The sequence below is a fragment of the Cryobacterium melibiosiphilum genome, from assembly GCF_003602235.1.
In the GTDB taxonomy this organism is placed as follows: Bacteria; Actinomycetota; Actinomycetes; order Actinomycetales; family Microbacteriaceae; genus Cryobacterium; species Cryobacterium melibiosiphilum.
In genome coordinates this window covers 46,233-70,722 of sequence record NZ_QZVS01000076.1, presented here as the reverse complement: position 1 = coordinate 70,722, position 24,490 = coordinate 46,233, and the positions used below count along the sequence as shown (strand labels likewise).

The 24,490-nt window shown below is 68.0% G+C and carries 26 protein-coding genes and 1 pseudogene; 12 read left to right on the top strand and 15 right to left on the bottom strand.

What is annotated here, in order from left to right:
• On the bottom strand, positions 1–659 hold a 659-nt coding region (locus D6T64_RS07995; protein WP_456064318.1), incomplete at its 3' end, for a DUF222 domain-containing protein.
• A gap of 641 nt (positions 660–1,300) precedes the next feature.
• The gene (locus D6T64_RS07985) at positions 1,301–2,236 is read right to left on the bottom strand and encodes a hypothetical protein (protein ID WP_119973961.1); all 936 of its coding nucleotides are present in this window, start codon (positions 2,234–2,236) and stop codon (positions 1,301–1,303) included.
• Positions 2,237–2,374: 138 nt separating this feature from the next.
• On the opposite strand from D6T64_RS07985, the gene D6T64_RS07980 reads away from it, so the two are divergent.
• The 5 genes from D6T64_RS07980 (at position 2,375) to D6T64_RS07955 (ending at position 6,324) form a co-directional block, all read left to right on the top strand.
• Positions 2,375–2,761: a PadR family transcriptional regulator gene (locus D6T64_RS07980; protein ID WP_119973958.1), complete on the top strand. Its 387-nt coding sequence runs from the start codon at positions 2,375–2,377 to the stop codon at positions 2,759–2,761.
• Positions 2,758–3,486 carry a hypothetical protein gene (locus D6T64_RS22240; RefSeq protein ID WP_147364506.1) on the top strand — a complete coding sequence of 243 codons (729 nt, stop codon included), beginning with the start codon at positions 2,758–2,760 and terminating at the stop codon, positions 3,484–3,486. Before D6T64_RS07980 ends, D6T64_RS22240 begins: the two co-directional genes overlap by 4 nt.
• A complete protein-coding gene (locus D6T64_RS07965) occupies positions 3,483–4,079 on the top strand; it encodes a hypothetical protein (protein ID WP_119973951.1) in 597 nt (198 codons plus the stop codon). Before D6T64_RS22240 ends, D6T64_RS07965 begins: the two co-directional genes overlap by 4 nt.
• 109 nt (positions 4,080–4,188) lie before the next feature.
• Complete coding sequence (locus D6T64_RS07960; RefSeq protein WP_119973949.1) at positions 4,189–5,169, top strand: epimerase; 981 nt, start codon at positions 4,189–4,191, stop codon at positions 5,167–5,169.
• A 180-nt stretch (positions 5,170–5,349) separates the two neighbouring features.
• Complete coding sequence (locus tag D6T64_RS07955) at positions 5,350–6,324, top strand: bile acid:sodium symporter family protein (protein ID WP_119973947.1); 975 nt, start codon at positions 5,350–5,352, stop codon at positions 6,322–6,324.
• A 4-nt stretch (positions 6,325–6,328) separates the two neighbouring features.
• On the opposite strand, the gene D6T64_RS07950 is transcribed toward D6T64_RS07955, so the two are convergent.
• Positions 6,329–6,982, bottom strand: coding sequence for a hypothetical protein (locus D6T64_RS07950; protein WP_119973945.1), 654 nt, complete (start codon positions 6,980–6,982; stop codon positions 6,329–6,331).
• Positions 6,983–7,046: 64 nt separating this feature from the next.
• On the opposite strand from D6T64_RS07950, the gene D6T64_RS07945 reads away from it, so the two are divergent.
• Positions 7,047–7,304 (top strand): hypothetical protein, encoded by a 258-nt coding sequence (locus D6T64_RS07945; RefSeq protein WP_147364505.1) that lies wholly within the window; start codon positions 7,047–7,049, stop codon positions 7,302–7,304.
• A gap of 129 nt (positions 7,305–7,433) precedes the next feature.
• On the opposite strand, the gene D6T64_RS07940 is transcribed toward D6T64_RS07945, so the two are convergent.
• From D6T64_RS07940 to D6T64_RS07915, 6 genes and pseudogenes are all read right to left on the bottom strand, one after another.
• Positions 7,434–8,117, bottom strand: a complete 684-nt coding sequence (locus tag D6T64_RS07940) for an SAM-dependent methyltransferase (protein WP_119973941.1) — start codon at positions 8,115–8,117, stop codon at positions 7,434–7,436.
• A gap of 75 nt (positions 8,118–8,192) precedes the next feature.
• Positions 8,193–9,488, bottom strand: coding sequence for a dihydrolipoamide acetyltransferase family protein (locus D6T64_RS07935; RefSeq protein ID WP_325049782.1), 1,296 nt, complete (start codon positions 9,486–9,488; stop codon positions 8,193–8,195).
• A gap of 2 nt (positions 9,489–9,490) precedes the next feature.
• A pseudogene (locus D6T64_RS07930) lies at positions 9,491–10,536 on the bottom strand (alpha-ketoacid dehydrogenase subunit beta).
• A complete protein-coding gene (locus D6T64_RS07925; RefSeq protein WP_119973939.1) occupies positions 10,533–11,699 on the bottom strand; it encodes a thiamine pyrophosphate-dependent dehydrogenase E1 component subunit alpha in 1,167 nt (388 codons plus the stop codon). Before D6T64_RS07925 ends, D6T64_RS07930 begins: the two are co-directional and overlap by 4 nt.
• Positions 11,700–11,809: 110 nt before the next feature.
• Complete coding sequence (locus tag D6T64_RS07920; protein ID WP_119973936.1) at positions 11,810–12,310, bottom strand: Lrp/AsnC family transcriptional regulator; 501 nt, start codon at positions 12,308–12,310, stop codon at positions 11,810–11,812.
• 43 nt (positions 12,311–12,353) lie between these two features.
• Positions 12,354–13,130, bottom strand: a complete 777-nt coding sequence (locus D6T64_RS07915) for an oxygenase MpaB family protein (RefSeq protein WP_119973933.1) — start codon at positions 13,128–13,130, stop codon at positions 12,354–12,356.
• Positions 13,131–13,193: 63 nt separating this feature from the next.
• Between D6T64_RS07915 and D6T64_RS07910 the strand changes: the two genes are divergently transcribed.
• The 5 genes from D6T64_RS07910 to D6T64_RS07890 all read left to right on the top strand — a co-directional run bounded on the left by D6T64_RS07910 (position 13,194) and on the right by D6T64_RS07890 (position 18,938).
• Positions 13,194–14,339: a glycoside hydrolase family 3 N-terminal domain-containing protein gene (locus D6T64_RS07910; protein WP_119973931.1), complete on the top strand. Its 1,146-nt coding sequence runs from the start codon at positions 13,194–13,196 to the stop codon at positions 14,337–14,339.
• A 104-nt stretch (positions 14,340–14,443) separates the two neighbouring features.
• Positions 14,444–15,001, top strand: coding sequence for a YceI family protein (locus D6T64_RS07905; RefSeq protein ID WP_119973929.1), 558 nt, complete (start codon positions 14,444–14,446; stop codon positions 14,999–15,001).
• 229 nt (positions 15,002–15,230) lie between these two features.
• Positions 15,231–16,694 (top strand): amino acid ABC transporter substrate-binding protein/permease, encoded by a 1,464-nt coding sequence (locus D6T64_RS07900; protein ID WP_233550934.1) that lies wholly within the window; start codon positions 15,231–15,233, stop codon positions 16,692–16,694.
• On the top strand, positions 16,691–17,434 hold the full coding sequence (locus D6T64_RS07895) for an amino acid ABC transporter ATP-binding protein (RefSeq protein WP_119973927.1): 744 nt from the start codon (positions 16,691–16,693) through the stop codon (positions 17,432–17,434). The genes D6T64_RS07900 and D6T64_RS07895 overlap by 4 nt, the downstream gene beginning before the upstream one ends.
• 46 nt (positions 17,435–17,480) lie before the next feature.
• Complete coding sequence (locus tag D6T64_RS07890; protein ID WP_119973925.1) at positions 17,481–18,938, top strand: DUF2079 domain-containing protein; 1,458 nt, start codon at positions 17,481–17,483, stop codon at positions 18,936–18,938.
• A 28-nt stretch (positions 18,939–18,966) separates the two neighbouring features.
• On the opposite strand, the gene D6T64_RS07885 is transcribed toward D6T64_RS07890, so the two are convergent.
• The 5 genes from D6T64_RS07885 to sepH all read right to left on the bottom strand — a co-directional run bounded on the left by D6T64_RS07885 (position 18,967) and on the right by sepH (position 23,449).
• A complete protein-coding gene (locus tag D6T64_RS07885; protein ID WP_119973923.1) occupies positions 18,967–19,524 on the bottom strand; it encodes a dihydrofolate reductase family protein in 558 nt (185 codons plus the stop codon).
• 48 nt (positions 19,525–19,572) lie between these two features.
• Positions 19,573–20,610 carry an FUSC family protein gene (locus D6T64_RS07880; protein ID WP_119973921.1) on the bottom strand — a complete coding sequence of 346 codons (1,038 nt, stop codon included), beginning with the start codon at positions 20,608–20,610 and terminating at the stop codon, positions 19,573–19,575.
• A 3-nt stretch (positions 20,611–20,613) separates the two neighbouring features.
• Positions 20,614–21,804 (bottom strand): winged helix DNA-binding domain-containing protein, encoded by a 1,191-nt coding sequence (locus D6T64_RS07875; RefSeq protein WP_119973918.1) that lies wholly within the window; start codon positions 21,802–21,804, stop codon positions 20,614–20,616.
• Between the two features lie 14 nt (positions 21,805–21,818).
• Entirely contained in the window at positions 21,819–22,142 is a 324-nt protein-coding gene (locus tag D6T64_RS07870; protein WP_199719108.1) for a DUF6504 family protein, read from the bottom strand.
• 137 nt (positions 22,143–22,279) lie between these two features.
• On the bottom strand, positions 22,280–23,449 hold the full coding sequence (gene sepH, locus D6T64_RS07865) for a septation protein SepH (protein ID WP_119973916.1): 1,170 nt from the start codon (positions 23,447–23,449) through the stop codon (positions 22,280–22,282).
• Positions 23,450–23,644: 195 nt separating this feature from the next.
• On the opposite strand from sepH, the gene D6T64_RS07860 reads away from it, so the two are divergent.
• On the top strand, positions 23,645–23,938 hold the full coding sequence (locus D6T64_RS07860; RefSeq protein ID WP_119973976.1) for a DUF4193 domain-containing protein: 294 nt from the start codon (positions 23,645–23,647) through the stop codon (positions 23,936–23,938).
• Positions 23,939–23,974: 36 nt separating this feature from the next.
• On the opposite strand, the gene D6T64_RS07855 is transcribed toward D6T64_RS07860, so the two are convergent.
• Positions 23,975–24,472, bottom strand: a complete 498-nt coding sequence (locus tag D6T64_RS07855; protein ID WP_233550932.1) for a DUF3093 domain-containing protein — start codon at positions 24,470–24,472, stop codon at positions 23,975–23,977.
• Positions 24,473–24,490 lie beyond the last annotated feature (18 nt).

Here is a 24,490-nt window from a genome sequence, read left to right as displayed (position 1 = left end):
CGGTCGCGGCCCACCGACAGCACGACGCCGGTTTCGGGGTGCACGAGCAGCCGGGTGAACCCGGTCGCCGTGCCCGCCAAACGCCGCGCGGTCTCCGGGTCGATCGGCTGCACACCATCGAGCAGGCCGGGTTCGTCGCTGTGTCCCATCAACGTCATTGCCGGGACCGTGATGTGCACGGTGGCGCGCACGCCGTGGCCGAGGCCGCTCGCCGTGACGCCTTCCCGCAGCAGGTCGGTGACGATGTCGGTGCGGAACTGTGCCTGCGTGCGGGTGTCATCGGTGCCAGCGGCCGCGCGCCGCAGGCGCCGGGCCTCGCCGGTGATGCGGTTCTTGATCGCGTGGGCATCATCACTGCTGAGATACATCTCGAGGTAGCTCATTCCGTCGGCGGCATCGGTCAGGCGCACCCACCGCTCGGTCAGGGCTTTCTGATGCCGGGTGACGATCGATTCCGGATTCAAGCGTTCCCGCACCCGCACCGCGCGGCGGCGCAACTGCTCCACCGACAGCCACCGGGCGTTCTGCAGCACCTTCGCCTCGAACTCCGCGACGAGTTCCTCGGGCAGCTTCCAGGACTGGACCACCATGATCTGTGCGTGCCAGTAGCTGATGTCCCCGGCCCGCAACAGGGCGAGCGTCGCGGGGAGGTGCTGCACCAGCTGCTCACTCTCGAAGAGCACCTGCTGCGTGCTCTCGTGGGACTCCCGCCGCAACGCGCTNCAGCTGCTCACTCTCGAAGAGCACCTGCTGCGTGCTCTCGTGGGACTCCCGCCGCAACGCGCTGACCTCGGAGATCAACGTCTCGGTCACAATCGTCTGCGCCGTCCACCGCGGAATCTCCCGCCCCAACGCATCCCGCGTCGTCTGGTTCCATGCCGTCTGATCCCGGGTTGTCTGAGTCCGGGTCGGCGCGGCACCGGGCTGCGTGACCGGCCGCCCCGGCAGCACCAGGCTCTGCATGTGCCGCTGCAAGGCGTCCAACGCCACGGCCTGATCGGCCGCCGCGCGAGCCATCAACCGACCGGCCGCATCCACCTCATCGAGAAACCGGTTGCACCTCTCCATCCCCGGCTTCAACGCCCGCCGCGCCGCCTCAAACGGGTCCTGAGACGGGTACTCATCATCATCAGGCTCCTCATTGGGTACTTCTTCAGGTTTCTTCATGAGCATTAGTCAATACTGAACCTCTGACATTCCCGCCCCGAACCGGGGCCAAATAGCGCCTCAACCAGTCGCCTTGGAAAAAACTTTTGAGTATTCTTTGCCGCCCGGCGACTCACTGTCGATCACTGCGGCCCTAGCTCTCGATGCGCGTCAGCCCCGTGAAAGACATCGATGACGACTGCCCGTTCTGGCAGGTCTGGTACAGCAGGTCGAAGCCCTGCGGCAGGTCCGCGGTGCTGTCGCGGTTCGCGTTGAGCATCTTGGCGATGCCCTCGACGCGGTAGCTGCCGGCGTGCACTCCGGTCAGGGTGATGATGGTGCCGGCATCGTCGGGAAACTCCCGTCCGCCGCACGACCAGTGTTCGGCGATCGTCGGCACGCCGTAGTGGGCGGTCACGTCCACGGAACCGATGCACTCGTCCAGTTCGGGATACCAGCCGGTCGCATGGGTGTTGTTCGTGTACCGTTCGCTGACCATGCGGTCGTACTCCGCCTGCCACAGGGCGACGGCGTCGGTGACGGCCTGCACCGGGCCGGCGAGCGTGTCGGTGATGCTCCTGAGTTCTGAGGCGGCGTCGAAGTGCAGCCCGGCGAGGGTCGCCGAGCCCTGGCGCAGGCCGTCACCGGGCGCGAAATACGCGGTGTCGGTTGTCGGATCATCGATACCGTCTTCGGCGGCCGCGAGCTCGTCGTGGGCCGCAGTGAGCTGGTCTTCGGCGAGGTCGAGCGCTGCGGCGAGGGCGGTGCGCGGGTCTTCGCTCAGCACCTTGCCCTCGCTGTCGGTGAGGGTGGTTTCGGCGGCGGTGAGCACGTCTTCGGCACTCGCAACGTCGACTCCGGCCGAGGTCTGCGCTGCCCGTGACTGCGCGAGGGCCTCGTTGTAGGCGGCCTGGGCGGTGGCGATCGCGACCGCACGGTACGTCTGCAGGCCACCAAAGCCAGCCGCGACCAGCACGATCACGAGAACGACCGCCGCCACGGCGGGGTGCCGGCGTAGAAGGGGACGGATGCCGCGGCGCGGCGCGGCGGAGTCACCCGCCGTGACGCTGTTCTCGTCGCCTTCACCCATTGTGTGCCGCCTTCTGTTGGGGTTGAGTGTAACGGGCGGTCTTGCGAATTGGGGTGGACGTGGCGTTCTCACCATGCCGAGATCGCGGCGCGAAAGCCTCCGTTTGCCAATGAGCACCTATCTTCCTATAGTTGGGCTATGGCACGCAGACGACCCGGCACCCTTTTTCCGCTCGAATTCAGCATCCTCGACAGTGGGCTCACCCTGCAGGCGGCCGACGGCAGCTTCTACGGCTTCGCCCTCGCGAAGCACCTCGCGGGCTCGTCCGATTCGTCGCTGACCGCCCACGGCACGCTGTACAAGTCGCTCGCGCGTCTGGTCGACCTGGGCATTCTCGAGGCCTCCTGGGAGGCCGCCGCCATCGCCGAAGGGGAGGCGCGGCCCCGCCGGCGGCTCTATACGATCACCGGCGAGGGCGAGCAGGCTCATGCCCGCGCCCTCGCGGCCCGGGTCGAACCGGTGCGATCACCGACGGCGGTTGCGGCCCTGCCGCGGATCGCCCCGGGCGAACCGAGCCTGGCATGAGCGTCGTCACCTCGATGCCGTACCACCGGGCGGTGCGCCAGGTGTCCCGGTGGTGCGCCTGGTACACCCGCGGTGTCGACGCGGATACGGCCGCGAACCGGCGTGACGAACTCGCCTCCGACCTGCACGAGCAGGCGACCTGGGCGGATGCCGCCGGCCAATCTCCCCGGTGTGTGGCCCGGTCGATTCTCGGCCGGGCCGGGCGCGGAGCCCTCGCCGACCTCAGCTGGAGCCATGCCCAGCGTCGCCGGGTCGCCCTCGCCGACCCGGTCGCCCTGCGCGGGCGCCGCATCGAGGCCACGGCGGCCAGCCTCGTGCTCGTCGCCGCGATCGCGGTGTTCGGCCTCGGCCTCTACGTTCTGGTTCGCGTGGGCACGGGCGTGGCGACCGGGCTGATTCGGGGCGGTAGCGCAACATCCGTCGCCGTGCTCGTCTTCACGGCCCTCGCCGCGTGCGGGGTCATGCTGCTTGCCCGCCGCAAGACCCGGTTTCTCGGCGCGCTCTGGATGATCCTGCCGACCATCGGCGTGATCCACTACGGGCTGTACCAGCTGTATTCGCTCAGCGCCACCGTCGGCGCGCTGATGTTCTCGATGCCGGGCTGGAGCCTCGCGAGTGACGCGCTCACCGTCGGCCTCGTGGTGTACTTCGCGGCGGCCACGATCTGGTGGTGGCCGGCCAGGGCCGCCCGCAGCGCACGGGTGAATGCCGGGGTGCGGGTATGAGCGTGAACATCAGAAAATGGCTCGCGGTCGGCGTCGCCTTCGGCGGAGGGCTCGTCATCGCGATCGCCCTGGCCATGTTCGTGCTCGGCGCGAGCAACACGCTCACTCCGCCCACGCAGGCGTCCGGCGTATCCGCGCCGCCCTGGACGCCAGCCCCAGCCACAGCCACGCCGGCGCCAACGACGACGGCCACTGCCCCCGATTCGGAACAGGTCGCGCCGACGGATGACGGCCGTGTGGACACCGCAGTCACGCCTTTCGATGTGAGTACGCAGGACAACTATGAGTTGCCGGCAGACCTCCCTGCCGACCAGGTCGCCAACGCTCATGTCGGTATGCAGACCAATGCGATCGCAGCGGTGTGCATGCAGGAGGCCGGCTTCGCCTACACCTACACTCCGTGGTGGTCGTGGACGTGGAAGGAAGGAGCCCAGCAGCCACCGGCGTGGACCGAGAAACTGTCGGAGTCCGAGCAGGCCGGCGCACGCCTGGCGTTGTACGGGGACACCGGCGCCGCGGCCGACTACCACTGGGACGACGCCGGCTGCTGGGGCTACGCTGTGCACACCATGGGCAACGACAACGCCCATTGAGGCTGCTGAGCCCTGAGTTGCGGACTTCGTGCCTTCCCGCCGACAACGATGGCACGAAGTCCGCACCTCAGCCGCGCGAACCGGGGCACCCAGCTCGTAGGCTGGTCAGATGGCATCTTCAGCACAGCGCGCCGTCGTGGCGGGGGCATCCGGTTTCATCGGGCAGCGGCTCGTGCACGATCTCTCCTCCCAGGGCTACTCCGTTTCCACCATCGGCCGCTCCGTCGGCGACGCGCGCTGGGGCGATACCGCGGCCATCCGCTCGCTCATCGACGGCGCCGACCTGCTGATCAACCTCGCCGGCAAGAGCGTCAACTGTCGCTATACCGAGACCAACCGCGACGAGATCGTGCGCTCGCGGATCGACACCACGCGCGAGCTGCGCGAGGCCGTCGCCGCGGCACCCACCCCGCCGCGGGTCTGGCTGAACGCCAGCACCTCCACCATTTATCGTTACGCCTTTGATCGCCCGATGACCGAAACGGATGGCGCCCTCGGCTCCGGCTTCTCGGTCGACGTCGCGCGCGCCTGGGAAGCCGAGTTCTTCGCCGGGGACCTGCCCGGCACCCGCCGCGTTGCCCTGCGCCTGGCCATCGTGCTCGGCGACGGCCCGGCCACCGGCCTGTTGCTGCGCCTGGCCCGCCTCGGCGTCGGCGGCCCGCAGTTCGATGGCTGGTGGCTTCCCCACCGCCGCTATCGCGGCATCGGTGCGCCTGCTGCCGGGCCGAACACGGCGCCGGGCCACGTGTCCCGGGGCCGGCAGAAGTTCAGCTGGATCCACATCGACGACGTGCTGGGCAGCATCCGCTTTCTGATCGAGCACGACGAGATCGCCGGTGCGGTCAATCTGGCCGCACCGGAGGTCAGCGACAATCGTTCGTTGATGGCGACACTGCGCCGCGCGGTCGGGTCGAAGGGTGCGCTGCCGGCGTTTCGATGGATGCTCGAACCCGCCATGTGGCTGCTGCGCACCGAACCCGAGCTGGTGCTGAAAAGCCGCTGGGTGCTGCCGGAACGCCTGCTGCAGGCGGGTTACCGCTTCACCTGGCCGAGCCTGACCTCCGCAGTGCGCGACGTGGCCCGTCGCTGATCCCCGCGTGGCGCGGCGCCCCTCGTTCAAGGTGCAATACTCGAAGGCAACCCTGGTGGAGTGAGGCCCGCCGCGTTACCGCGCGGCACCTGCTTTCCGCCTGAGCGCATCCTTCATCGGCCATGACCCGAGTCCGATCCGACTCGCCTCCTCTCGTCCCGAATCCTCGAAGGTTTTCCCATGCCCCGCATCAGACTCATCAGCTCATTCGTCGGACGCTGGTTCGCCCTCATCGTTCTCGCCGCCGGCGCCCTGGCCCTGGCCATTCCGGCCGCCTTCTCGGGCCTGACCGTCGCGATTCCGTGGCTGCTCGCCGTGATCATGCTCGGCATGGGTATGACCCTGCGCCCGGTGGACTTCGCCATTGTGGCCAAGCGCCCGTGGGCGCTGATCCTCGGCGTGGCCACGCAGTACATCGTGATGCCGTTGCTCGCGCTGCTGATCGCCATCACCCTCGACCTGTCGCCGATGCTGACGGCGGGCATGATCCTGGTCGGTGCCGCCCCGGGCGGAACCGCCTCCAACGTCATGGTCTACCTCTCCAAGGGCGACACGGCGCTGTCGGTCGCGATGACCTCCGTGTCGACGCTCCTGGCCCCGTTGCTGACACCGATGCTCGTGCTGCTGCTCGCGGGGGAGTTCCTGCCCGTTGACGCCGGCGCCCTGTTCGTGTCGATCGTGCAGATCGTGCTCGTGCCGGTGCTGCTCGGCATTTTTCTGCGCATGGCCTTCCCCCGGTTGATCGAACGGTTCCTCGACGTTCTGCCGCTCGTCTCCGTCGCCGGAATCACCGTCGTAGTCACCGCCGTCATCGCGGCGAGTTCATCGACACTGATGTCGATCGGCGTGCTCGTCGTCGTGGCTGTCGTGCTGCACAACTCCCTCGGCCTGGCCATGGGGTACCTGATCGGGCGCATCTTTCGTCTGCCGACCGCGGGCCGCCGCGCGCTCAGCTTCGAGGTGGGCATGCAGAACTCCGGCCTCGCGGCATCCCTCGCCGTCGCCCACTTCAACCCGGTCGCCGCGCTGCCCGCCGCCATCTTCTCGGTCTGGCACAACATCTCCGGATCGCTGCTCGCCAGCTACTGGGCCCGCAAGGACCTGCCCGCGTCGGAGCAGACCACCGAGCGGGCACCCGTGCTCGACAAGGTCTAATCGCCTAGGTGAGGGCCGGCACGGCCACCAGCCCGATCGCGATCCCGATGTAGGAGAGCCACACGACGTAGGACAGAACCCGATTCAGACGGATGATCCGCCATGCCCCGGAACGCCCGGCCAGCGCCCGGTGTTCGCCGAGAATGAACCGCCGGGGGTAGGCCCATCGGGCGTTGGCGACGATCAGTGCGATCGCCGCGACCTCGGTGAAAGCCCCGAAATTGTAGACGAGCGCGCTCGCGTCGAGCCCCCAGGTGAAGACCGCAGCCATGACCGCGTTCGCCAGCAGAGCCACGTTGAGGGTCAGGGTCAATCGCTGCGGCACCGTGCGGAACGCGGCGATGTCGGGCAGCGCTGCGGTCTCGACGTCGCTCAAGGAGATCTCCCGTCGTGGGATCGCAATCCAACGCCTGGTGATCAGGATCACCGCCACGATCCCGTAGGTGCAGGCGCCGCCGACCATCACCATTCCGAGCACCAGGGCGCCGAAAAACAGCGGCGAGGAAACGAACACTACCGCCAGCAGAAGCAGGCCGACGGGCGCGAAGACCATGGGCAGCCAGTTGCCCCAGCGCGGCGGCGAGAAGGCGCTGCCGGTCGCCGCCGCCTCGCTGCCCACACTGCTCGTATCCGTCAGGCTGCTCTCGCTGCTATCCATCTGACCACCGTACGCGCCGCAGCGTTCCGAGCGGTGCGAGCCGGGAGGGGCGTAGGCTCGAGACATGAACAAACGGGGAGAATGGTTTAGTTATCGCGTGACCCGACTTCTGTTTTCGGTGGGCACCTTTCTGGTCACTCTCAGCTTGTTGAGGCTGATTTCCGGCCTGGCGGGCCGCCTCGACTGGGCAATCCTGGCAATCGGACTGGTTGTGGTGGCCATGGCCACCCGCGGGCCGTGGGACAGCGCATCCAGCGGCCGCAACCGCTCCGTAATGGGGTTTCGGGCACGGTCCGGCTCGGACGCGGGCGAGGACCTCTAACGAGTCCACTCGCGCCGGGCGCTGTCGATAAGAGGCAGCTGTGCGGCCGCGACCCCGCTATACGAGGGTGGCTCGCTCTCCACTGTCACTTGTCGACATCGCGTCGGCGCGTCGGCGGCACGCTGCCGCTCAGGGCGCCGGGGTGGTGCGGCGCATGCTCAGCACGCTGTCGGCCAGCGTGACCTGGGTGCCGTCGGGAGCCGTAGCCAGGCGCTCCACCTCGGCGCACGTCACCACGGTCCACTCCTCCGTGGGAAGGTCGAGCGCCGCCAACACCTCCTCGGGGGTCGGCAGCGAGGCGGTGTCGTGCTCGTGGGCGTGCTCCGCCCACGGCGGAACCCCGGCGTGCCCGACGATGAGCAGCAGCCCGCCCGGCGCGACGGCGGCTGCCGCCCGGCGCAGGATCACCTCGCGCGGCAGCTGAACCGGGGAGTGCAGGAAGTGAGCGGTGACGAGATCGTAGGTCTCGTCGGGTTGCCACGTGGCCAGATCGGCCTGCAGCCAGCGGATGCTGCCGCTCACCCCGCCGCTCGCCGCGCCGAGGGCCAGCGCACTCGGGGAGATGTCGACACCGGTGACACGCCATCCGCCGCGCGCCAGCCAGAGCACGTCGCCGCCTTCGCCGCAGCCGAGGTCGAGGGCGGTTCCCGGGGTCAGGCCCGCGGCCTCGCGCTCGAGGGCCGCGTTGGGCCGGCCGCTCCAGGACTGGCCCGCGGCGCTGTAGCGGTTCTCCCAGAAGGTGGCCGGGTCCTGCGCGGCATCGTCGGATCGGTGGCTGTCGGGACTGTCGTGGCTGTGGTGGTCGTGGCTCATGGTTCTACGATGCCGGTCGGGTGACACGGGCGCAAATGCTCATGCCGTATTGGCAAGACGAGCGGACCGGCACCCCTACAGCTCGGCGAGCAGGCTCACCGGGTTCTCGATGCACCCGGCGACGAAGGTCAAAAATCCGGCCGCCGTGCCGCCGTCGCAGATCCGATGGTCGAACACCATCGACAGCTCGACCACGGTGCGCACGGCAAGCTCATGGTTCACAACCCACGGCCTCTCCATCATGCGCCCGATGCCGAGAATAGCCGCCTCGGGGTGATTGATGATCGCCGCCGAGCCGTCCACGCCGAGGGCGCCGAAGTTGTTCAGCGTGAATGTGCCGCCGGTCAGCGCGGTCGGCGCAAAGGTGCCGTCCTCGGCCTGCCCGACGAGCCCGGCGATCGCATCCCGCAGTTGCCGCGTCGACAGGGCCTCGGCGCCGTGCACGACCGGAACCATCAGCCCCCGCGATGTCTGAGCGGCCAGGCCCAGGTTGATGCGTGCGTGCTGCAGAATCTCCTGGCTCGCGGTGTCGACGGATGCGTTCAGCAGCGGATACCGCCCCAGCCCCGCCACCACGAACCGCGCGATCAGGGCGGTGACACTGAACCGCTCCCCGGTCGCGGCCAGCATCCGGTCTCGCGCTACGAACAGCTCCGTCGCGTCGACGTCGACCCAGATCGTCGCCTCCGGAATCTCCCGCCGCGAGCGGGCCAGCCGCTCGGCGGCCACCCTCCGCAGACCCGTGATGGGGATGCGGATGTCCCCTCTCGTGTCCGACTGCGCGTCCGCATCCTCCGTGCGGTCCGATCGTGCTGCCGCGTCCTGGGCACGGTGTGCCCGCTGTCGAATGTGCTCCTCGACGTCGACGCGGCTGACCAGTCCTTCAGGCCCGGTGCCGGTCAAATCGCTCGCGTCGAAACCGTTCTCACTGGCCAGTCGCCGCACGAGTGGTGACACCACGGGGGAGTGCACCGCCGCCCACGCCGCAGCCCGCACCCGCACCTGCGCGCCCGGCCCGAAGCGGCCGATCGCGACCGGCCGGGTCGAGCGGGCTCGGTCCACCGTGCCATAGCCCACGAGAACCGCGCCCGAGGCCGACCCGGGACGTCCAACTTCCCATGCCGCAGCATCCGCTGCCAACACCGTCAGCAGAACCTGCCCGGTCTGCACGGTCTGCCCGGGCGCCCCGAACACCGTCCCGACGACCCCGGCGCAGGGTGACGGCAGCTCCACGATCGATTTCGCCGATTCGACCTCGACGACTGGCTGGTCGATCTCGATGGTATCGCCCGGTTTGACCAGCCAGCTGACGATCTGCGCCTCGGTCAGGCCTTCGCCGAGGTCGGGGAGCGGGAATTCGGTCACACCCACGGTCACCACTCCCAGCCGGCGAGCGCCGCGAGAATCCGGTCAGGACTCGGCAGAAAATGCTCCTCGAGCTTCGGCGCCGGGTAGGGGATGTCAAACCCGGTGATGCGCAGAATCGGCGCCGCCAGGGAGAAGAAGTTGCGCTCGGTGAGCCGGGCGGCGACCTCGGCCCCGTAACCGCCGAACTGGGCGGCCTCGTGGACCACGGCCACCCGGCTGGTCTTGCGTACTGACGCGCTGACCGTCGCATCGTCGAACGGCGACAGGCTGCGCAGGTCGATGACCTCGATCGAAAGCCCCTCCTCGGCGCCCTGCTCCGCGGTGGCGAGGGCGGTCTTCACCGTGGGGCCGTAGGCGAGCAGCGTCACGTCCGTGCCCTCCCGCAGCACGACGGCACGGGTCATCGGCGCGGTGTGCACCGGCAGGGTCAGTTCGGCCGTGGTCCAGTACCGGCTCTTGGGTTCCATGAAAATCACCGGGTCGTCGCTCGCGATGGCTTCGCGCAGCATCGAATAGGCATCCGCCGGGTTCGACGGCGTCACCACCGTCAGCCCGGGCGTCGCCGTCCAGTACGCCTCCGACGAGTCCGAGTGGTGCTCCAGCCCGCCGATGTCGCCGGCGTAGGGGATACGGATCACGATCGGCAGCGTGATCACCCCGCGGGTGCGGTTGCGCATCTTCGCCACGTGCGACACGATCTGCTGAAAGCCGGGTAGCTGAAGGCGTCGAACTGCATCTCGACCACCGGACGCATGCCGTACATCGCCATGCCGATCGCCGTGCCGACGATGCCGGACTCCGCGAGCGGCGAGTCGCTCACCCGGGTCTCGCCGAATTCGGCGTAGAGACCGTCGGTGACCCGGAACACTCCGCCGAGCGGGCCGACGTCTTCGCCGAACAGCACGACCGTCGGGTCGTCGGCCATCGCATCGCGGATCGCCGAGTTGAGCGCGGCCGCCATGCTCAGCGTTTCGGGCTCTGCGACAGCCGGCCCTCCGGCGACGGATGCGGCGGCGTCGGCCGGGCCCGCCGCATCCGTGGTCAGCGTCACGGCGTCACGCTCGCATCGTTCGCCGCTGCGGCCAGTTCCGCCGCCAGGAATGCGCGCTGCTCGGCGAGCGCCGGCCGCGGGCTCGTCGGCGAATAGAGGTGGTCGAACAGTTCGAGCGGGTCGGGCGTCGCCTGCCGGGTCATGCACTCCCGGGTGGCTGCGGCCAGGGCCTCGGCCTCGCGGGTGATGTCCGCACGCTCGGCGTCGGGCAGGGCCTCCTGACCGACCAGGTACTTCTTCAGCCGCTCGATCGGGTCCCGGCCGCGCCACACGTCGACGTCGGCCGCAGCGCGGTAGCGGCTCGGGTCATCCGAATTGGTGTGCGCCTCGATGCGGTAGGTGAGGCCTTCGACCAGGGTGGGTCCGCCGCCGCTGCGAGCCCGTTCGACCGCGGCCGTCAGCACGGCAAACATCGCCGCGACATCGTTCCCGTCCACGTAGTAGCCGGGCATGCCGTAGCCGATGGCCTTGTCGGCGATCGTGCGGCAGTGCATCTGCTTGTCGAGCGGAACGCTGATCGCGAACTGGTTGTTCTGCACCAGAAAGACGACGGGAGCCTGCCAGACCGCGGCGAAATTGAAGGCTTCGTGGGCGTCACCCTCGCTGGTGGCGCCATCGCCGAGCAGGGTCAGCGCGACGGTACTGTCCCGTTTCAGTTTCGCAGCGGTTGCGAGGCCCACCGCATGCAGCGCCTGGGTGGCCAGCGGCGTGGTCTGCGGGGCACAGCGGTGCGCCTGCTGGTCGTAGCCGCTGTGCCAGTCGCCGCGGAACGACGCGAGAATCTGCTGGGGCGGCACCCCGCGGGTGAGGAGTGCGATGCTGTCCCGGTAGGTCGGGAACAGCCAGTCTTCGGGCCTGAGCGCGGCGACGGCCGCGATCTCGCAGGCCTCCTGCCCGAGCGCCGAGGGATAGGTGGCCAGGCGCCCTTGCCGGGTGAGCGCGGTGACCTGCGCCTCGAAGCGCCGGGCGACGACCATCTGCCGATACAACCGCAGCAGGGTGGCCAGTGGGGGCAGGGGGAAACCGCCGGATTCAGCGGCCGGCACGGCGTGGCCGGTGTCATCGATCAGGCGCAGCGGCGGCGCGGCCCCATCGCTGGCAGAAACCGGGGCCGGCTGGGGCGGGGTGCGCTCGCCGAGGGTGCTCTCAACGTTGAGGGTCATGGGGCAACTGTGGGCCCTCACCCGTCCGCCCACCAGCAGCGTGTCCCAGTTGTGAACGGATGGCTCGCCTCGGCCCCCGCATCAGCCGTTTGGCCCCGACCGGCGCGGGTTTAGGGCCAGGCGTCCGGAACGGTACCCGGCGGATGCCCCACGATTTCTTCGAGGATCACGTGCGACCTCGTCGACAGCACTCCCGGCATACTGTGGATATCCCGCAGGATCGCCTGGCCGAGTTGTTCGTGGTCGGGGGCGCTGACCGTGAGAATGATATCGATGTCGCCGCTGACCGCCTGGGCGCTCTCCACGAACGGCAGGTCGGCCAACCGTTCGGCGATCTCGCTCCAGGAGACCGCGCCGATCTTCACGACCACGATCGCGGAGACGTGCAGCCCCAGGGCCTTGCGGTCGATCCGGGCTCCGAAGCCGGTGATGACGCCCATCTGCACGAGGTTCTGCACCCGGGTGTGTGCGCTCGTGCGAGAGATGTGCACCTCGGTGGCGAGCGCACGAATGCTCAGCCGGGCATCGTGGCTCAGCAGGGCGATGAGGTGCCGGTCCACCGAGTCCAGCACGGGGGTGGGCTGCGCCGCCGAACCGGGCTGCTGCGTCATGACCCACCTCGCCGTGTAGCTCGTACCGTGTGAAAGGTAAGGTCTACCCTACCGCCGCCATCGACGCGCGCAGGGAGCGCAGGTAGTGGTTCTTCGGCCAGTGTCGTATCCGTTCGGGCAGCGCCGGATAGACCGCGCGAATCACGCGCAGGGTGCGGCGAAAACGGCGCTCGGCGCCGGGCGTCCACTCCAGGTCGAACAGGTCCCGCACGTGGGCGGGCAGCAGCCCAATGGTCAGAAAACGCGCGAACGGCATTCCAAGCTTCAGCCAGAGCGGTCCCGTGGGGGAGTGCAGCAGCTGGCGCGCGACCGAGCGGGTGGCGGCATCCGTCGCGAGCTCACCGAGGCGGCGCTGCCAGTACGCCGCGAAATCGGCGCGGGTGGCCGGCCACAGTCCCGGTGGAACCTGCAGGGCCGTGCCGAGTGCGGCATACTCCCGGTAGATGTCGTCGGCGCGATCGTCATCGAGTCGGCCGTAGATCAGCTCGTACATCGTGATCGCGGAGTCATACAGGGTCGCGGCCACCCAGAGCTGCAGCTGCGGGGTGTACGCGCTGTAGGCCGGGCCGCCACCCGCGCCGTCGGACTGGACGGGCTTGTGCGCCCGGTTGACCCGGGCCGTCGCGTGGGCGGCTTCGGCCGGCGTTCCGCACGCGATCGCGTAGACATAGCTGAGCGTGCCGTTCAGGCGATCGAGCGGCCGCTGCGCAAAGTTGCTGTGGTCGGCGACACCGTGGCCGATCTGCGGATCCGCGAGCTGCAAGAGGATGCTGCGCCCCCCGGCCGCGATCAGCACACTTTCCCCGGCGAGTTCGTGCATGAGGGTTTCCCGTCCGGAGCTGTTGGGGGAAGTGGTGGGGTCACCGGGAGGTTAGCATCGAGCATGCATGCATTTCGACGGGCCCGGCGTTCGCTGGCCCTGCTCGTTCTTCTGCCACTCGCCCTCAGCGGCTGCAGCCTGGTTCCCGGGCCGACGGCCGTCGAGCTCTACGCTGAGACCCGGCTCGCCGGGATGACCCTGAGCGAGAAGGTGTCCAGCCTGCTGATGCTGCACCATCCGGGCACGGATGCCGCCGCGCTGCGGTCCTTCGTCGACATCCATGACCTGGGCGGGCTCATCCTGATGGGGGACAACGTGCCCGGATCGATGCAGCAACTGTCGACTATGACGGCGGCCCTCAGCGCCGAACCGGGACTTCCGCTGCTGATCGGCATCGACCAGGAGGGCGGGGCTGTCTCGCGCATTCCGAGTGACGTGGCACCGGGCGGCGAGGCGCTGCGCGCCCTGCCGCTCACGGCCACGACCGAATCGTTCGCGAGTCGTGGCTCGTTGCTCGAGCAGGCGGGCATCAACGTGAACTTCGGGATCGTGGCCGATGTTCCCGCCGGGCCCGGCGCGTTCCTCTACGACCGGGCTCTGGGCACGACTGCGGAATCCGCCGCCGACCGGGTCGCCGCGGCGGTCGCCGGGGAGACCGGCCGGGTGCAGAGCACCCTCAAACACTTTCCCGGGCACGGTGCCGCGGCAGGGGATTCCCATGTCTCGGTGCCGACCACGGGCATGTCGTATGACGACTGGCTCACCGATGTCGCCCCACCGTTCACGGCGGGTATCGATGCCGGAGCCGGACTCGTGATGTTCGGACACCTCGAATACGGTGCAGTGGATGCCGGACCGGCCAGCCTGTCACCCGAGTGGCACGAGATACTGCGTGACGAGCTCGATTTCGATGGGGTCATCATCACCGACGACATGCTCATGCTGAAACACACCGGGCTTCCCCAGTACGCCGACCCGGTCGCGACGGCGATCGCGGCGCTCGCCGCGGGCAACACCATGCTGCTCTATGTCCTGCCGCAGATCCCCGCCGCCGAGGGCATTGATATCCCGACCCTGATCGGCGCCCTCGCTGCCGCGGTCGCGGACGGCCGGATCGACGAGCAGCTCGTGGACGACAACGCCCGGCGCGTGTTGGAACTACGACGCTCGCTCGCCGATCCCGATGAGTCCGGCACAACGGGGGGATAACACCCGGTGAACAGTTTTCGGATCGGGGAATAACCCCGGCATACATGCGCTTGCATACATCCGAGGGCGAAATTTCATCGGCCCCACTCACGCGAGGAGCACCCATGAGCGAGACCATCACGACCATTCCCGGCTACAAGGCCGGAACCTGGACCATCGACAAGACGCACAGCTCGGTGAGCTTCAGCATCCGTCACATCGTCATCAGCAAGGTCAAGGGCACCTTCGATGATTTCGACGCGACCTTCGTGACCGGTGAGAACCCGCTCGAGTCCAGCGTCACCGCGTCGGCCAAGGTCGTCTCGATCAACACCAACGAGCCCGGCCGCGACGGCCACCTGCGCACCGGCGACTTCTTCGACGCCGAGACGTACCCCACCATCGACTTCGCCTCGACCGGAATGCGCCTCGTCAAGGGCGATTACCTCGTCGACGGCAACATCACCATCAAGGGCGTCACCAAGCCGGCCACCTTCGAATTCGAATTCGGCGGCTTCGGCGGAGACCCTTACGGCAACTACAAGTTCGGCGCCACCGCCAAGACCGAGGTCAACCGCGAGGACTTCGGCCTGACCTACAACGCCGCCCTCGAAACCGGCGGAATGCTGCTCGGCGACAAGGTCACCATCACCCTCGAACTGCAGGCTGCGCTCAACGCGTAACCCCCGGTTATTCCTGGAAGGGCTCCACTTCGGTGGGGCCCTTTTTGTGTGTCGTCGAGTCGGTCGCACGAGGCCCCACGGTAGGCTCGTTCGAACGGGTGTTTATGATTCGCGCGTGTGAGCGTGACGGCCGCACGGCGGCCAGCCCTCGGCATCCGCTGCCGAATCAGCCTGACCGATCGCCGTTGATCGGTCGCGCGGCCTCCTCCTGATCAGAAATGGTTCCACTTTGTCTAAAATTCCACATTCCCGGGCTGGTAAATTCACGCTCGCCGTCACGGCGCTCGTGGCCCTCGCTGGCGGCTTCGTCGGCGTCACCGCCGCCGCCGCGAGCAGCCCCAGTACCGAGGTCAGTGGCGAGACCTACATCATCGGCACCGACACCACCTTCGCGCCGTTCGAGTACCGCGAAGACGGCGAGCTGACCGGCATCGACATGGACCTGGTGCGGGACATCGCCGCCAGCCAGGGCTTCACCGTCGAGATCCAGTCCCTCGGCTTCGACGCGGCGCTGCAGGCGCTGCAGTCCAACCAGGTCGACGGGGTCATCGCCGGCATGTCGATCACCGACGAGCGCGAACTGATCTTCGACTTCTCCGATCCGTACTTCGACTCGGGCGTGCAGATGGCCGTCGCTGAAGCCAACACCGAGATCACCGCGTACGCCGACCTCGCCGGTGAAACCGTCGTCGCCAAGCGCGGCAGCGAGGGGGAGACCTTCGCGAACTCGATCAAGGACGAATACGGGTTCACGGTCAAGGCCCTTGCCGACTCCGCGACGATGTACGACGACGTCAAGGCCGGCAACTCGGTCGCCGTCTTCGACGACTACCCGGTGCTCGCCTACGGTATCAACCAGAACAACGGCCTGAAGTCGGTCACCGAGAAGGAACAGGGCAGCTCCTACGGTTTTGCCGTCAACAAAGGCCAGAACCCCGAACTGCTCGCCGCCTTCAACGCCGGCCTGGCCGAGCTCGAGGCCAGCGGAGCCTACCAGGACATTCTCGACACCTATCTGGATGCCCCCGCCGCGTCGAGCGACACGAGCTTCTTCGGTCTGCTCAGCGACAGCGCGCCGGCCCTCATGAAAGGCCTCGGCCTGACCCTGCTCGCCACGGCACTGTCGATCCTCATCGCGCTCGTGCTCGGCGTGCTGTTCGGGTTCTTCACGGTCTCGGAGAGCCGCATCCTGCGTGGAATCGCCACCACGTACGTCAGCATCTTCCGCGGCACCCCGCTGCTCGTGCAGGCATTCTTCTTCTACTTCGGCCTGCCGCAGCTGACCGGGCAGCCGATCGACGTGCTCGCCGCGGGCGTGCTCACCCTGAGCCTGAACGCGGGCGCATACATGACCGAGATCGTGCGTGGCGGCATCCAGTCCGTCGACGCCGGCCAGACCGAAGCGGGCCGCAGCCTGGGCCTCGGCTACGTCACGACGATGCGTCGTGTCGTGCTGCCGCAGGCCGTGAAGATCATGACGCCCTCCTTCATCAATCAGTTCGTGATGACCCTGAAAGACACCTCGCTGCTCGCCGTGATCGGTTTCGCCGAGCTGACCTACCAGGGGCAGCAGATCTACGCCGCCAACTTCCGCACCGGTGAGACCCTGCTGATCGTCGCGGCGATCTACTTCATCGTCATCAACCTGCTCACCATGCTTTCCAACAAGCTCGACAAGAGGTTCAACAAATGAGCGCCAGCGCCAGCAGCAAAATCAGTGTCCGTGGCCTCCGCAAGTCGTTCGGCAGCAACGAGGTGCTGAAGGGCCTCGACGTCGAGATCGCCGAGGGCGAGGTCGTCTGCGTCATCGGCCCCTCGGGATCGGGCAAGTCCACCTTCCTGCGCTGCCTGAACAAGCTCGACGACATCACCGCGGGCACGGTCGTCGTCGACGGCTTCGACCTCACCGACAAGACCGTCAACCTCAACGAGGTGCGCCAGCACATCGGCATGGTCTTCCAGCACTTCAATCTCTTTCCGCACATGTCCGTGTTGCAGAACATCATGCTCGCTCCCGTCGAGCTGAAACGCGGCAGCAAAGCGGATGCCCGCGCCACCGCCCTGACCCTGCTCGACCGGGTGGGCCTCAGCGACAAAGCCGACGCCCGCCCCGCCCAGCTCTCCGGCGGGCAGAAGCAGCGTGTCGCCATCGCCCGGTCGCTCGCGGTGAACCCCGACATCATGCTCTTCGACGAGGCCACCAGTGCCCTCGACCCGGAGATGGTCGGCGAGGTGCTGCAGGTCATCCGTGACCTCGCCGCCGAGGGAATGACGATGGTTGTCGTCACCCACGAGATGGGTTTCGCCCGGGAGGTCGCCGACCGGGTGATCTTCATGGCCGACGGCCTCGTCGTCGAGGAGGGCACCCCCGCCGAACTCTTCGGCAACCCGCAGCACCAGCGCACCCAGGACTTCCTCTCCAAGGTGCTCTAGGAGCCGGCCCGAGAGCCGCGACGCCCGGTGGGGATAGGGTGGGGAGGTGCAGTCGGACGAGGCAGAACACAGCGTCACGACGGCGAACGTGACGGGCCCCGGTGTCCCCGCCCGTGTCCCCGCCCGATTCCCGGCCGCTCGGCGTCCCTCGCTGTCGCTGAGGCTCTCCGTGCTGGTCGGCGCGATCACGGCAGGCGTCTACACGGTCTTCTCGGCCGTCCAGTGGCGCAGTTTCGCGGCACCGTCCTGGGACCTCGGAATCTTCACCCAGCTCGCCGGCCGTTATGCCACCCTGCAGGCGCCCATCGTTCCCATCAAGGGCGAGGGCTACAACCTGCTTGGTGACCACTTTCATCCGCTTCTCATGCTGCTGGGGCCGGTCTACGCGGTCTTTCCGCACGCTTTCACCCTCGTCGTCGTGCAGAACCTGTTGTTCGGCGTGGCGGCCGCGGTGGTCGCCTCCGCTGCCGCCCGCCGGCTGGGTCCCTGGCCGGGCGCGCTCTTCGGCCTCGCCTTCGGACTCAGCTGGGGCCTGCAGGGCGCCGTGTCGGTGCAGTTCCACGAGGTCGCCTTCGCGGTGCCGCTGCTGGCCCTGTCCCTCGCCGCCTACCTGCGCGAACGCTGGCTCGCCTGCGCCCTCTGGGCTCTGCCGCTGGTCTTCGTGAAGGAGGACCTCGGCCTCACGGTCTTCGCCCTCGGACTCGTTCTGGCCTGGCGCAGCCGCCGCCCCGGGGGCCTCTGGCTGGCCGTCTGGGGCCTGTCCTGGTTCGCGCTGGCCAGCTTTGTGGTGCTGCCCGCCCTGAATCCGGGCGGCCGTTGGGCGTATACCAGCAGCATGGACCTCGGCGGCCTGCTCGCCGACCCGCTCGCTGTCTTCCAGCCGGAGAAAAACGTCACCGTGCTGTTCCTGCTGCTGGCATCGGGCCTCGTCGCCCTGCGGTCTCCACTGGCGCTCGTGCTGCTCCCGACCCTGGCGTGGCGGTTCCTGTCCGATAATCACGGCTATTGGGGTCCCGGCTGGCAGTACAGTGCCGTGCTGATGCCTATCCTGTTCTGCGCGGCCCTTGACGGCATCGCGCGCCTGGGGCACAGCCCGCTGCCCCTGTCTCGCCGGTATAGCCGCGTCGTGGTCGGGGTGATCGTGGTCGTGGCCGCAGCGCTCACCCCACAACTGCCGCTCGCCCGCCTCGCCTCGCCGGCGACGGAGTTCAACACCGAACGGGCAGCGGATGCCGGTGGCGCCCTGGCCGTCATTCCCGACGGCGCCCTCGTCGAGAGTGATATCGGCCTCATGAACTACCTCGTCGAGCGCACAACCGTGTACTGGCTGGGCAATGAGAACCCGGTTCCGGACTACCTCGTCGTCGATCACAGGGCCGGCGGCCTGCCCGGAGAGTGGGACTCGGTGCAGACCGTGGGCGATGTGCTGCACCCCGACGAAACCTTCCGCACCATCTACTCGGCGGGCGGTTACGAGGTCGCCGAGCGCGTGCCGGGCGGCTGATCCACTGTCGCCGACTCACCCGATAGCGTCAGGCGCGTGAGCGGTAGTGCAGGTGGACGACCCCGTTGCCGAAGCGACGTTCCCCCACGAGCTCCAGGTCGAGCCGCACCCCGTCGGGAAAGAAACGGGTGCCGCCGCCCACGATGACCGGTGACAGAAACTGGTGGTACTCGTCGACGAGTCCCGCGACGATGAAAACGGCTGCGAGGGTCGGCCCGCCCACGCCGATGTCGGCATCCGTCGTCGCCTTCAGCTGCCGGATCGCCTCGACGTCGACGCGTCGCTCCAGCCTCGTGCGGCTCGTCGACACGGCGTCGAGGGTCGTGGAGTACACGACCTTGTCGGCCGCCTTCCAGAGGGCCGCGTAGTCGCGCATGACCGCGGGCTGATCGGCGCCGTCGAGGGTCTCCCAGACGGCCATGACCTCATAGAGCCGGCGGCCGTAGAACGAGGTGCCGATGCCGCGTTCGAGATCGTTGACGAAGGCGTGCACCTCTTCATCGGGCATACTCCAATCGAAAACGCCCTCGGCGTCGTTCACATAGCCGTCGAGCGAGGTGATGCCGGTGTAGATCAGCCTGGCCATGAGAGTTTTCCTGCCGTGAGGGGGACGATTTCGCCATCCTAGGCCGGTCTAATCGCCCACGATCTCCTCGCGCACCCGGCGCAGGTCTTCCATGAGTGACCCGATCAGGATCCAGTGGTCGGGGTGCGGCGTCACAATGCGCAGCGGCGCCGTCAGGGCGAGCACCTCCGGCGCCACCGGTTCGGGCGCGACCGTGGTGTCGCCCTCCGCCCGGGCGAGCAGCCGCAGGTCGTGCGCGGCGCGGGCGAGTTCCTTCGAGAACGCCTGCACGCTCGGTTCGTACTGCAGGGCGTGATCGTAGTGGTCGTGCAGGGCTCGTGTCATGCCGATCGCCCGGGTCACGAGCGTCGGCAGCCGGTCGATCATCTGCTGGTCGGCGTCGAGCCCCAGGCGCAGCTTCGCCTGGCGCGGGTTGAGCATGAGGCTTTCCTCGGCCTGCGCGATGGCCTTCTCGGCCGATTCCAGCATCGGGCGCAGCAGGCGCGCCTTGATCATCAACTCCATCAGATTGGCGGGGGACTGCGGCGCCTGCAGGGCGTGCACGATGCGGTCGAAGGTGTCGGCGACCTCCCGCGCGAGCAGGCCCACGGCGTCGCGGGCCGGTGCGATGAGCACCGGGGGAACGATGACGGCATTGACGATGAGTGCCACCCCGGCGCCGATGAACGTTTCGAAGATGCGATCGAGGGCATAGCCGGGGGTCGTGGCCCCGAGGGCGAGCACGAGCATCGCACTGATCGGAATCTGGCTCGCCGAGACCGGCGACAGGCGCAGGGCCCAGCCCACGAGGATGCTCACCACGATCGTGCCGAGCACCACCCAGCTCGACTGGCCGAGGAAGAAACCGATCGAGGAGGCGATGATGACACCGCCGATGACGCCCGCAGTGCGTTCGATCGCCCGGCCGAGGGTCTGGTTCACGCTCGGCTGCACCACGAGCAGCGCAGCGATCGCGGCAAAGATGGGCAGGTCGTTCGGCAGCAGCAGTTGGGAGAGCAGCCAGGCCAGAGCCACGGCCACGGAGGTTTTGACGGTCTGCAAAAAGGGGAGTCGCCGGGAGACTCGCAGGCTGGTGGTTATACGCACGGTCTAGGCTAACCCGGGCTCCGGGTCCAGCAGGGTCGCACCGAGTCCCAAAAATCGACCGTAGTCTCGGATGCCCCGGCGCAGGCCCGCCTGCTGCCTCACCGTGAGCGTTCCAAACGGCTGGGGCGACACCGTCACGGCACGAGCGGATGCGTTCTTGCGCCACGTTCCCACGACCCGCCCACCCGAGACGAGAAGCGGCAGGTAGATGCCGTTTTTGCCCGGGACCACCCGCAGGAAATTCACGTCCGAGATGAGCGCGGTGCGGTCGCGGTAGCCGATCAGGTACTCGTCGAAACCGGGCAGCGCGAGAACGCTGGATCGCTGGCGGGGCGGGCCGCCCGCATCCGCGCCCGTGTCGACGAAGAACAGCGGCGCCGCGTCGGGCGAGGTGCCCGTCTCGAACAGCTCGGTCAGGTGCGGACGAGCAACCGCGAGCCCGATGCGGGCCTGGGTGAGGGTGAGCTGGCTCCACCCGGCGAAGTCGGCGAGGGTGGCCGGACCGTGGCCGGCGAAGTAGCGCAGGGCGAACTCGCCGAGGGCTTCGTCGTGCTCCAGTTCGCGCGGGTTCGGCACCCACTCATCGAGCAGCACCAGGGCCTGCTGGTTGCCCGCCAGCGGCCCCCAGCAGAGGGTTCCGGTCTGGGCGAGAAACCAGATGGTGTGGTACCCGCGCTGCTGCGTGGTGTTGATGCCGCGCGAGTCGAGCAGGGCCAGAAACTCGGCCCGCGTCGCCGAGCGGCCGCCGCCAAGCGCCTCCAGGGCAATCTCACGGGCGCGTTCCAGGATCTGCGTGGTGAGTTCGAGCTGGGCATGTCGGGTCTTCGCCCCCGTGACGAGGCGTGCGGTGCTCAGGCGCAGCATCCAGTGCAGCTCGGTTGCGGGAACGAGGTGCAGGGTGCCGCGCATCGGCCACGACCGCACGATGAGCCCGCGGGTCACGGCCGCATCCACGTCGGCGGCCGTCGTGCCGGGGGAGCGCACGCCCAGCGCCCACTTCGACGCGGCGAAGTCCTGCGCCTGCACCGCGAGCAGTCGTTCGACGACCGCGAGTGGACTCGTGAGGGCACTCGCGCCGCTCATGTCGGCGAGGCCGTGACCCTGCACGCGCAGCCGCACGATATCAGCGAGCGAGGCCGGGTGGGCCGATACGGGAGGCCGAGCAGCGGCCGCATGCGGAATGCCCGATGACATCGGGAAAGCCTCCTCTAGTCGAAGATGTGCACGAGTTGCCACTGGTGCCCATCGTCGTTCCGGCCGTTAGGGTTCTGGTCGTCATCGAAGATCTGGCTGACGTCGAAGATGTGGGTTTCGCCGTCTTCTGCCGTCGCCTGAAAGCGCCAGCCGGCGATGTCGAGCGGCGGATGCCCCACTCCGTAACTGTGATCGGCCAACGGATTCCACCAGTCCGAGGTGCCCACGAGAGTGGTCGGAGTGTCGGTCACACGAAATCTCCGCGTGCGCCAGACCAGCCGCACCGGGTGCCCGGCCTCACTCGTGTAGACGGTCACGGGTTCGTGCAGAGCAGACATGGCATGCCGCCTCATTTCGTCGCATATCGAACACGCGTTCGATACAGCGACTATATCCCGGCACACGAAATATTGCCAGTGCCAATCTCGGCCCTGGGTGGATTGTGCGGTGCACCCGAGTGTGGTGCGCGGTGCCTCTAGCCCAGGTCGTCGTCGGTGCGGGCACCGAAGACGATCTCGTCCCAGCTCGGCATCGACGCACGACCGCGCTTGCCGGCGGCGGGAGGGGTACGGCCCTGGGCTTTTGCGCCCTGGGCGGCCTGGGTCGCCCAGATGTTTCGTGTCGGCGTGGCGGCCGGCTTGTCGGCCGGCTCGACCGCGCTCGGAACGGACGCTGCGGAACGTGCCGAGATCGCCGAAACCGATCCGGCGCCGTCGGCACGCGCGGCGGCCTCGGGCGAACCCTCGCGGCGCCGTCCGGTGCTCGCCGTTGCCGGTCGGGCCGCTCCCTCGTCGAAGCTCGCGGCTTCGCGCTCTCCTCGCCGGCGACGCAATGACTCGAGCAGGTCAGCGGTTTCGCTCATGCTCGAGGGCGGCTCTGCGGCGCGTTTGATGGCCGCCTTGGACACCGCATCCGTCGTGGACAGCGGACGTGAGTACGGAATCGGATCGGGGTGCGGTGCGGTGTCGTTGAGAATCTCGTCGGCGAGCGACTCTTTGAAGTTGAAGGCTCCGCTGTCGAAACGGGACACGTCCGCGGCACTCGTCTCCGAGCCGACCGCGCGCAGCCGGGGAATCAGGGAGCCCTTGAGCTCGCCCTGCTGTGAGAGCGCGATGGCCTCGCTGCCGATCGGCGAGAGCGCGTTCTTCTTGGGCTCGAAGCCCCAGCGGGCGTCGTGGTCGATCTCATCGGCGGTGAAGGACAGCTTGACGATCCAGCCGCCGCCGGGCTCCTTCCAGCTGGCCCAGCGCTCGTTGGTGGCGCCCAACGTGGCGAGGCGCTCGCGGATCACGCTGCCGAAGTTGGCGTCTTCATCGACGGGGTCGGGATCGATCGCGGTGTGCACCGGCACGCTGAGCGCGGAGGAGACCATGTATTCACGTTCGGCGACCACGGGGCCTTCGAATCGGCGCACATAGTCGAGCGACGCGCCCGTCACGGCGGCGACGTCTTCGGCGCTCATGCCCGAGCGGATGTGGGCCTGCACCTCTCGCGGGCTGAGCTTGGGCCCGGCGGGCGGATCAATCTGGGCTTGGCGAAGCCGGGACTGGAGCACGGCGTCAATGGCGATCCGATACCGATCCCCATCTTCGGAGGCTGCAAGCAGCGCACCGTTTTCGACCCCTATAACCTTCAATTCCTGCATGAAGAGCGCCTCTCGCGATTACCGACGCGTGTAAGACTGCCACGGGTCGGGAGAAAAACCGGGGAATACGCCGGGCGTGCCGCAAGTTGATGCCAGTGCCGAGGCGAAGTTTTGAACACGGTTTGCTATTCCACCCGGAATGTTGGAAACTGTGCCCGCCGATTTCGTTTATCGGCGCTACGGAAATGGATGGGCATGGCAACCGACTACGACGCACCGCGCAAGACCGAGGACGACTCAGAGTCAATTGAGGCCCTCAAGGAGCGCGTGCCCGACAAGATGTCCGGCAGCGTTGATGTTGACGACTCCGACAACCCCGGCGGGTTCGACCTGCCGGGTGCGGATCTCTCCGATCTCGACCTCGACGTCGTCGTCCTGCCTCCGCAGGCCGACGAGTTCACCTGCGTGAGCTGTTTCCTCGTGAAGCACCGCTCGCAGATGGGCCACGAGACCAAGCTCGGCCTGATCTGCCTGGAGTGCGACTCCTAAGACGCTCGAGAGCAGCACCACAGCAGTACCTCACCCTCAGGCTGGTCGCCGCGATTCATTGATCGCGGCTGCCAGCTTTGTTGGTTGACGGCTCGACACCAACCAGTACGGAGCGGGGTCGTTCGCGTCCACGATCGGAATGCGCACGATGGGGGAGACCCAGCCGCGAATGAGCATCCATGCCCGGGCATCCAGCAGCGGCCCGCGCTGCTGCGTGGCGTCGGCACCGGTGTACGCCTGCGCTTCGCCGAGCATGTCGACGGTGATGCGCGCCTTACCGGCGCTCAGGATTCCGTCTTTCACGCGTACGACGGGAGACGCTGCGATCAGCAGTGCGACGCAGCCGCCGTACAACACGGCGGCGGTGATGATGCCCGCCAGTAGTGAGATCGGGACCAGCACGAGGATGCTGGCCGGGATGACGAGGGCGGTGGCGATGAAGACCCAGGGTGTGGGCCACAGTTTTTCGCGGTACGTGGGCATTTCGGGGAGCACTGGGGGGTTTTCGGGGAGCACAGGGGGGTTTTCGGGCATGGCTCTATTCGATCAGAG

Coding starts and splice junctions, on each gene's coding strand:
- D6T64_RS07985 (WP_119973961.1), bottom strand. CDS start 2,236: ATGGGTGAAGGCGACGAGAACAGCGTCACGGCGGGTGACTCCGCCGCG.
- D6T64_RS07980 (WP_119973958.1), top strand. CDS start 2,375: ATGGCACGCAGACGACCCGGCACCCTTTTTCCGCTCGAATTCAGCATC.
- D6T64_RS22240 (WP_147364506.1), top strand. CDS start 2,758: ATGAGCGTCGTCACCTCGATGCCGTACCACCGGGCGGTGCGCCAGGTG.
- D6T64_RS07965 (WP_119973951.1), top strand. CDS start 3,483: ATGAGCGTGAACATCAGAAAATGGCTCGCGGTCGGCGTCGCCTTCGGC.
- D6T64_RS07960 (WP_119973949.1), top strand. CDS start 4,189: ATGGCATCTTCAGCACAGCGCGCCGTCGTGGCGGGGGCATCCGGTTTC.
- D6T64_RS07955 (WP_119973947.1), top strand. CDS start 5,350: ATGCCCCGCATCAGACTCATCAGCTCATTCGTCGGACGCTGGTTCGCC.
- D6T64_RS07950 (WP_119973945.1), bottom strand. CDS start 6,982: ATGGATAGCAGCGAGAGCAGCCTGACGGATACGAGCAGTGTGGGCAGC.
- D6T64_RS07945 (WP_147364505.1), top strand. CDS start 7,047: ATGAACAAACGGGGAGAATGGTTTAGTTATCGCGTGACCCGACTTCTG.
- D6T64_RS07940 (WP_119973941.1), bottom strand. CDS start 8,117: ATGAGCCACGACCACCACAGCCACGACAGTCCCGACAGCCACCGATCC.
- D6T64_RS07925 (WP_119973939.1), bottom strand. CDS start 11,699: ATGACCCTCAACGTTGAGAGCACCCTCGGCGAGCGCACCCCGCCCCAG.
- D6T64_RS07920 (WP_119973936.1), bottom strand. CDS start 12,310: ATGACGCAGCAGCCCGGTTCGGCGGCGCAGCCCACCCCCGTGCTGGAC.
- D6T64_RS07915 (WP_119973933.1), bottom strand. CDS start 13,130: ATGCACGAACTCGCCGGGGAAAGTGTGCTGATCGCGGCCGGGGGGCGC.
- D6T64_RS07910 (WP_119973931.1), top strand. CDS start 13,194: ATGCATGCATTTCGACGGGCCCGGCGTTCGCTGGCCCTGCTCGTTCTT.
- D6T64_RS07905 (WP_119973929.1), top strand. CDS start 14,444: ATGAGCGAGACCATCACGACCATTCCCGGCTACAAGGCCGGAACCTGG.
- D6T64_RS07895 (WP_119973927.1), top strand. CDS start 16,691: ATGAGCGCCAGCGCCAGCAGCAAAATCAGTGTCCGTGGCCTCCGCAAG.
- D6T64_RS07885 (WP_119973923.1), bottom strand. CDS start 19,524: ATGGCCAGGCTGATCTACACCGGCATCACCTCGCTCGACGGCTATGTG.
- D6T64_RS07875 (WP_119973918.1), bottom strand. CDS start 21,804: ATGTCATCGGGCATTCCGCATGCGGCCGCTGCTCGGCCTCCCGTATCG.
- D6T64_RS07870 (WP_199719108.1), bottom strand. CDS start 22,142: ATGTCTGCTCTGCACGAACCCGTGACCGTCTACACGAGTGAGGCCGGG.
- sepH (WP_119973916.1), bottom strand. CDS start 23,449: ATGCAGGAATTGAAGGTTATAGGGGTCGAAAACGGTGCGCTGCTTGCA.
- D6T64_RS07860 (WP_119973976.1), top strand. CDS start 23,645: ATGGCAACCGACTACGACGCACCGCGCAAGACCGAGGACGACTCAGAG.
- D6T64_RS07855 (WP_233550932.1), bottom strand. CDS start 24,472: ATGCCCGAAAACCCCCCTGTGCTCCCCGAAAACCCCCCAGTGCTCCCC.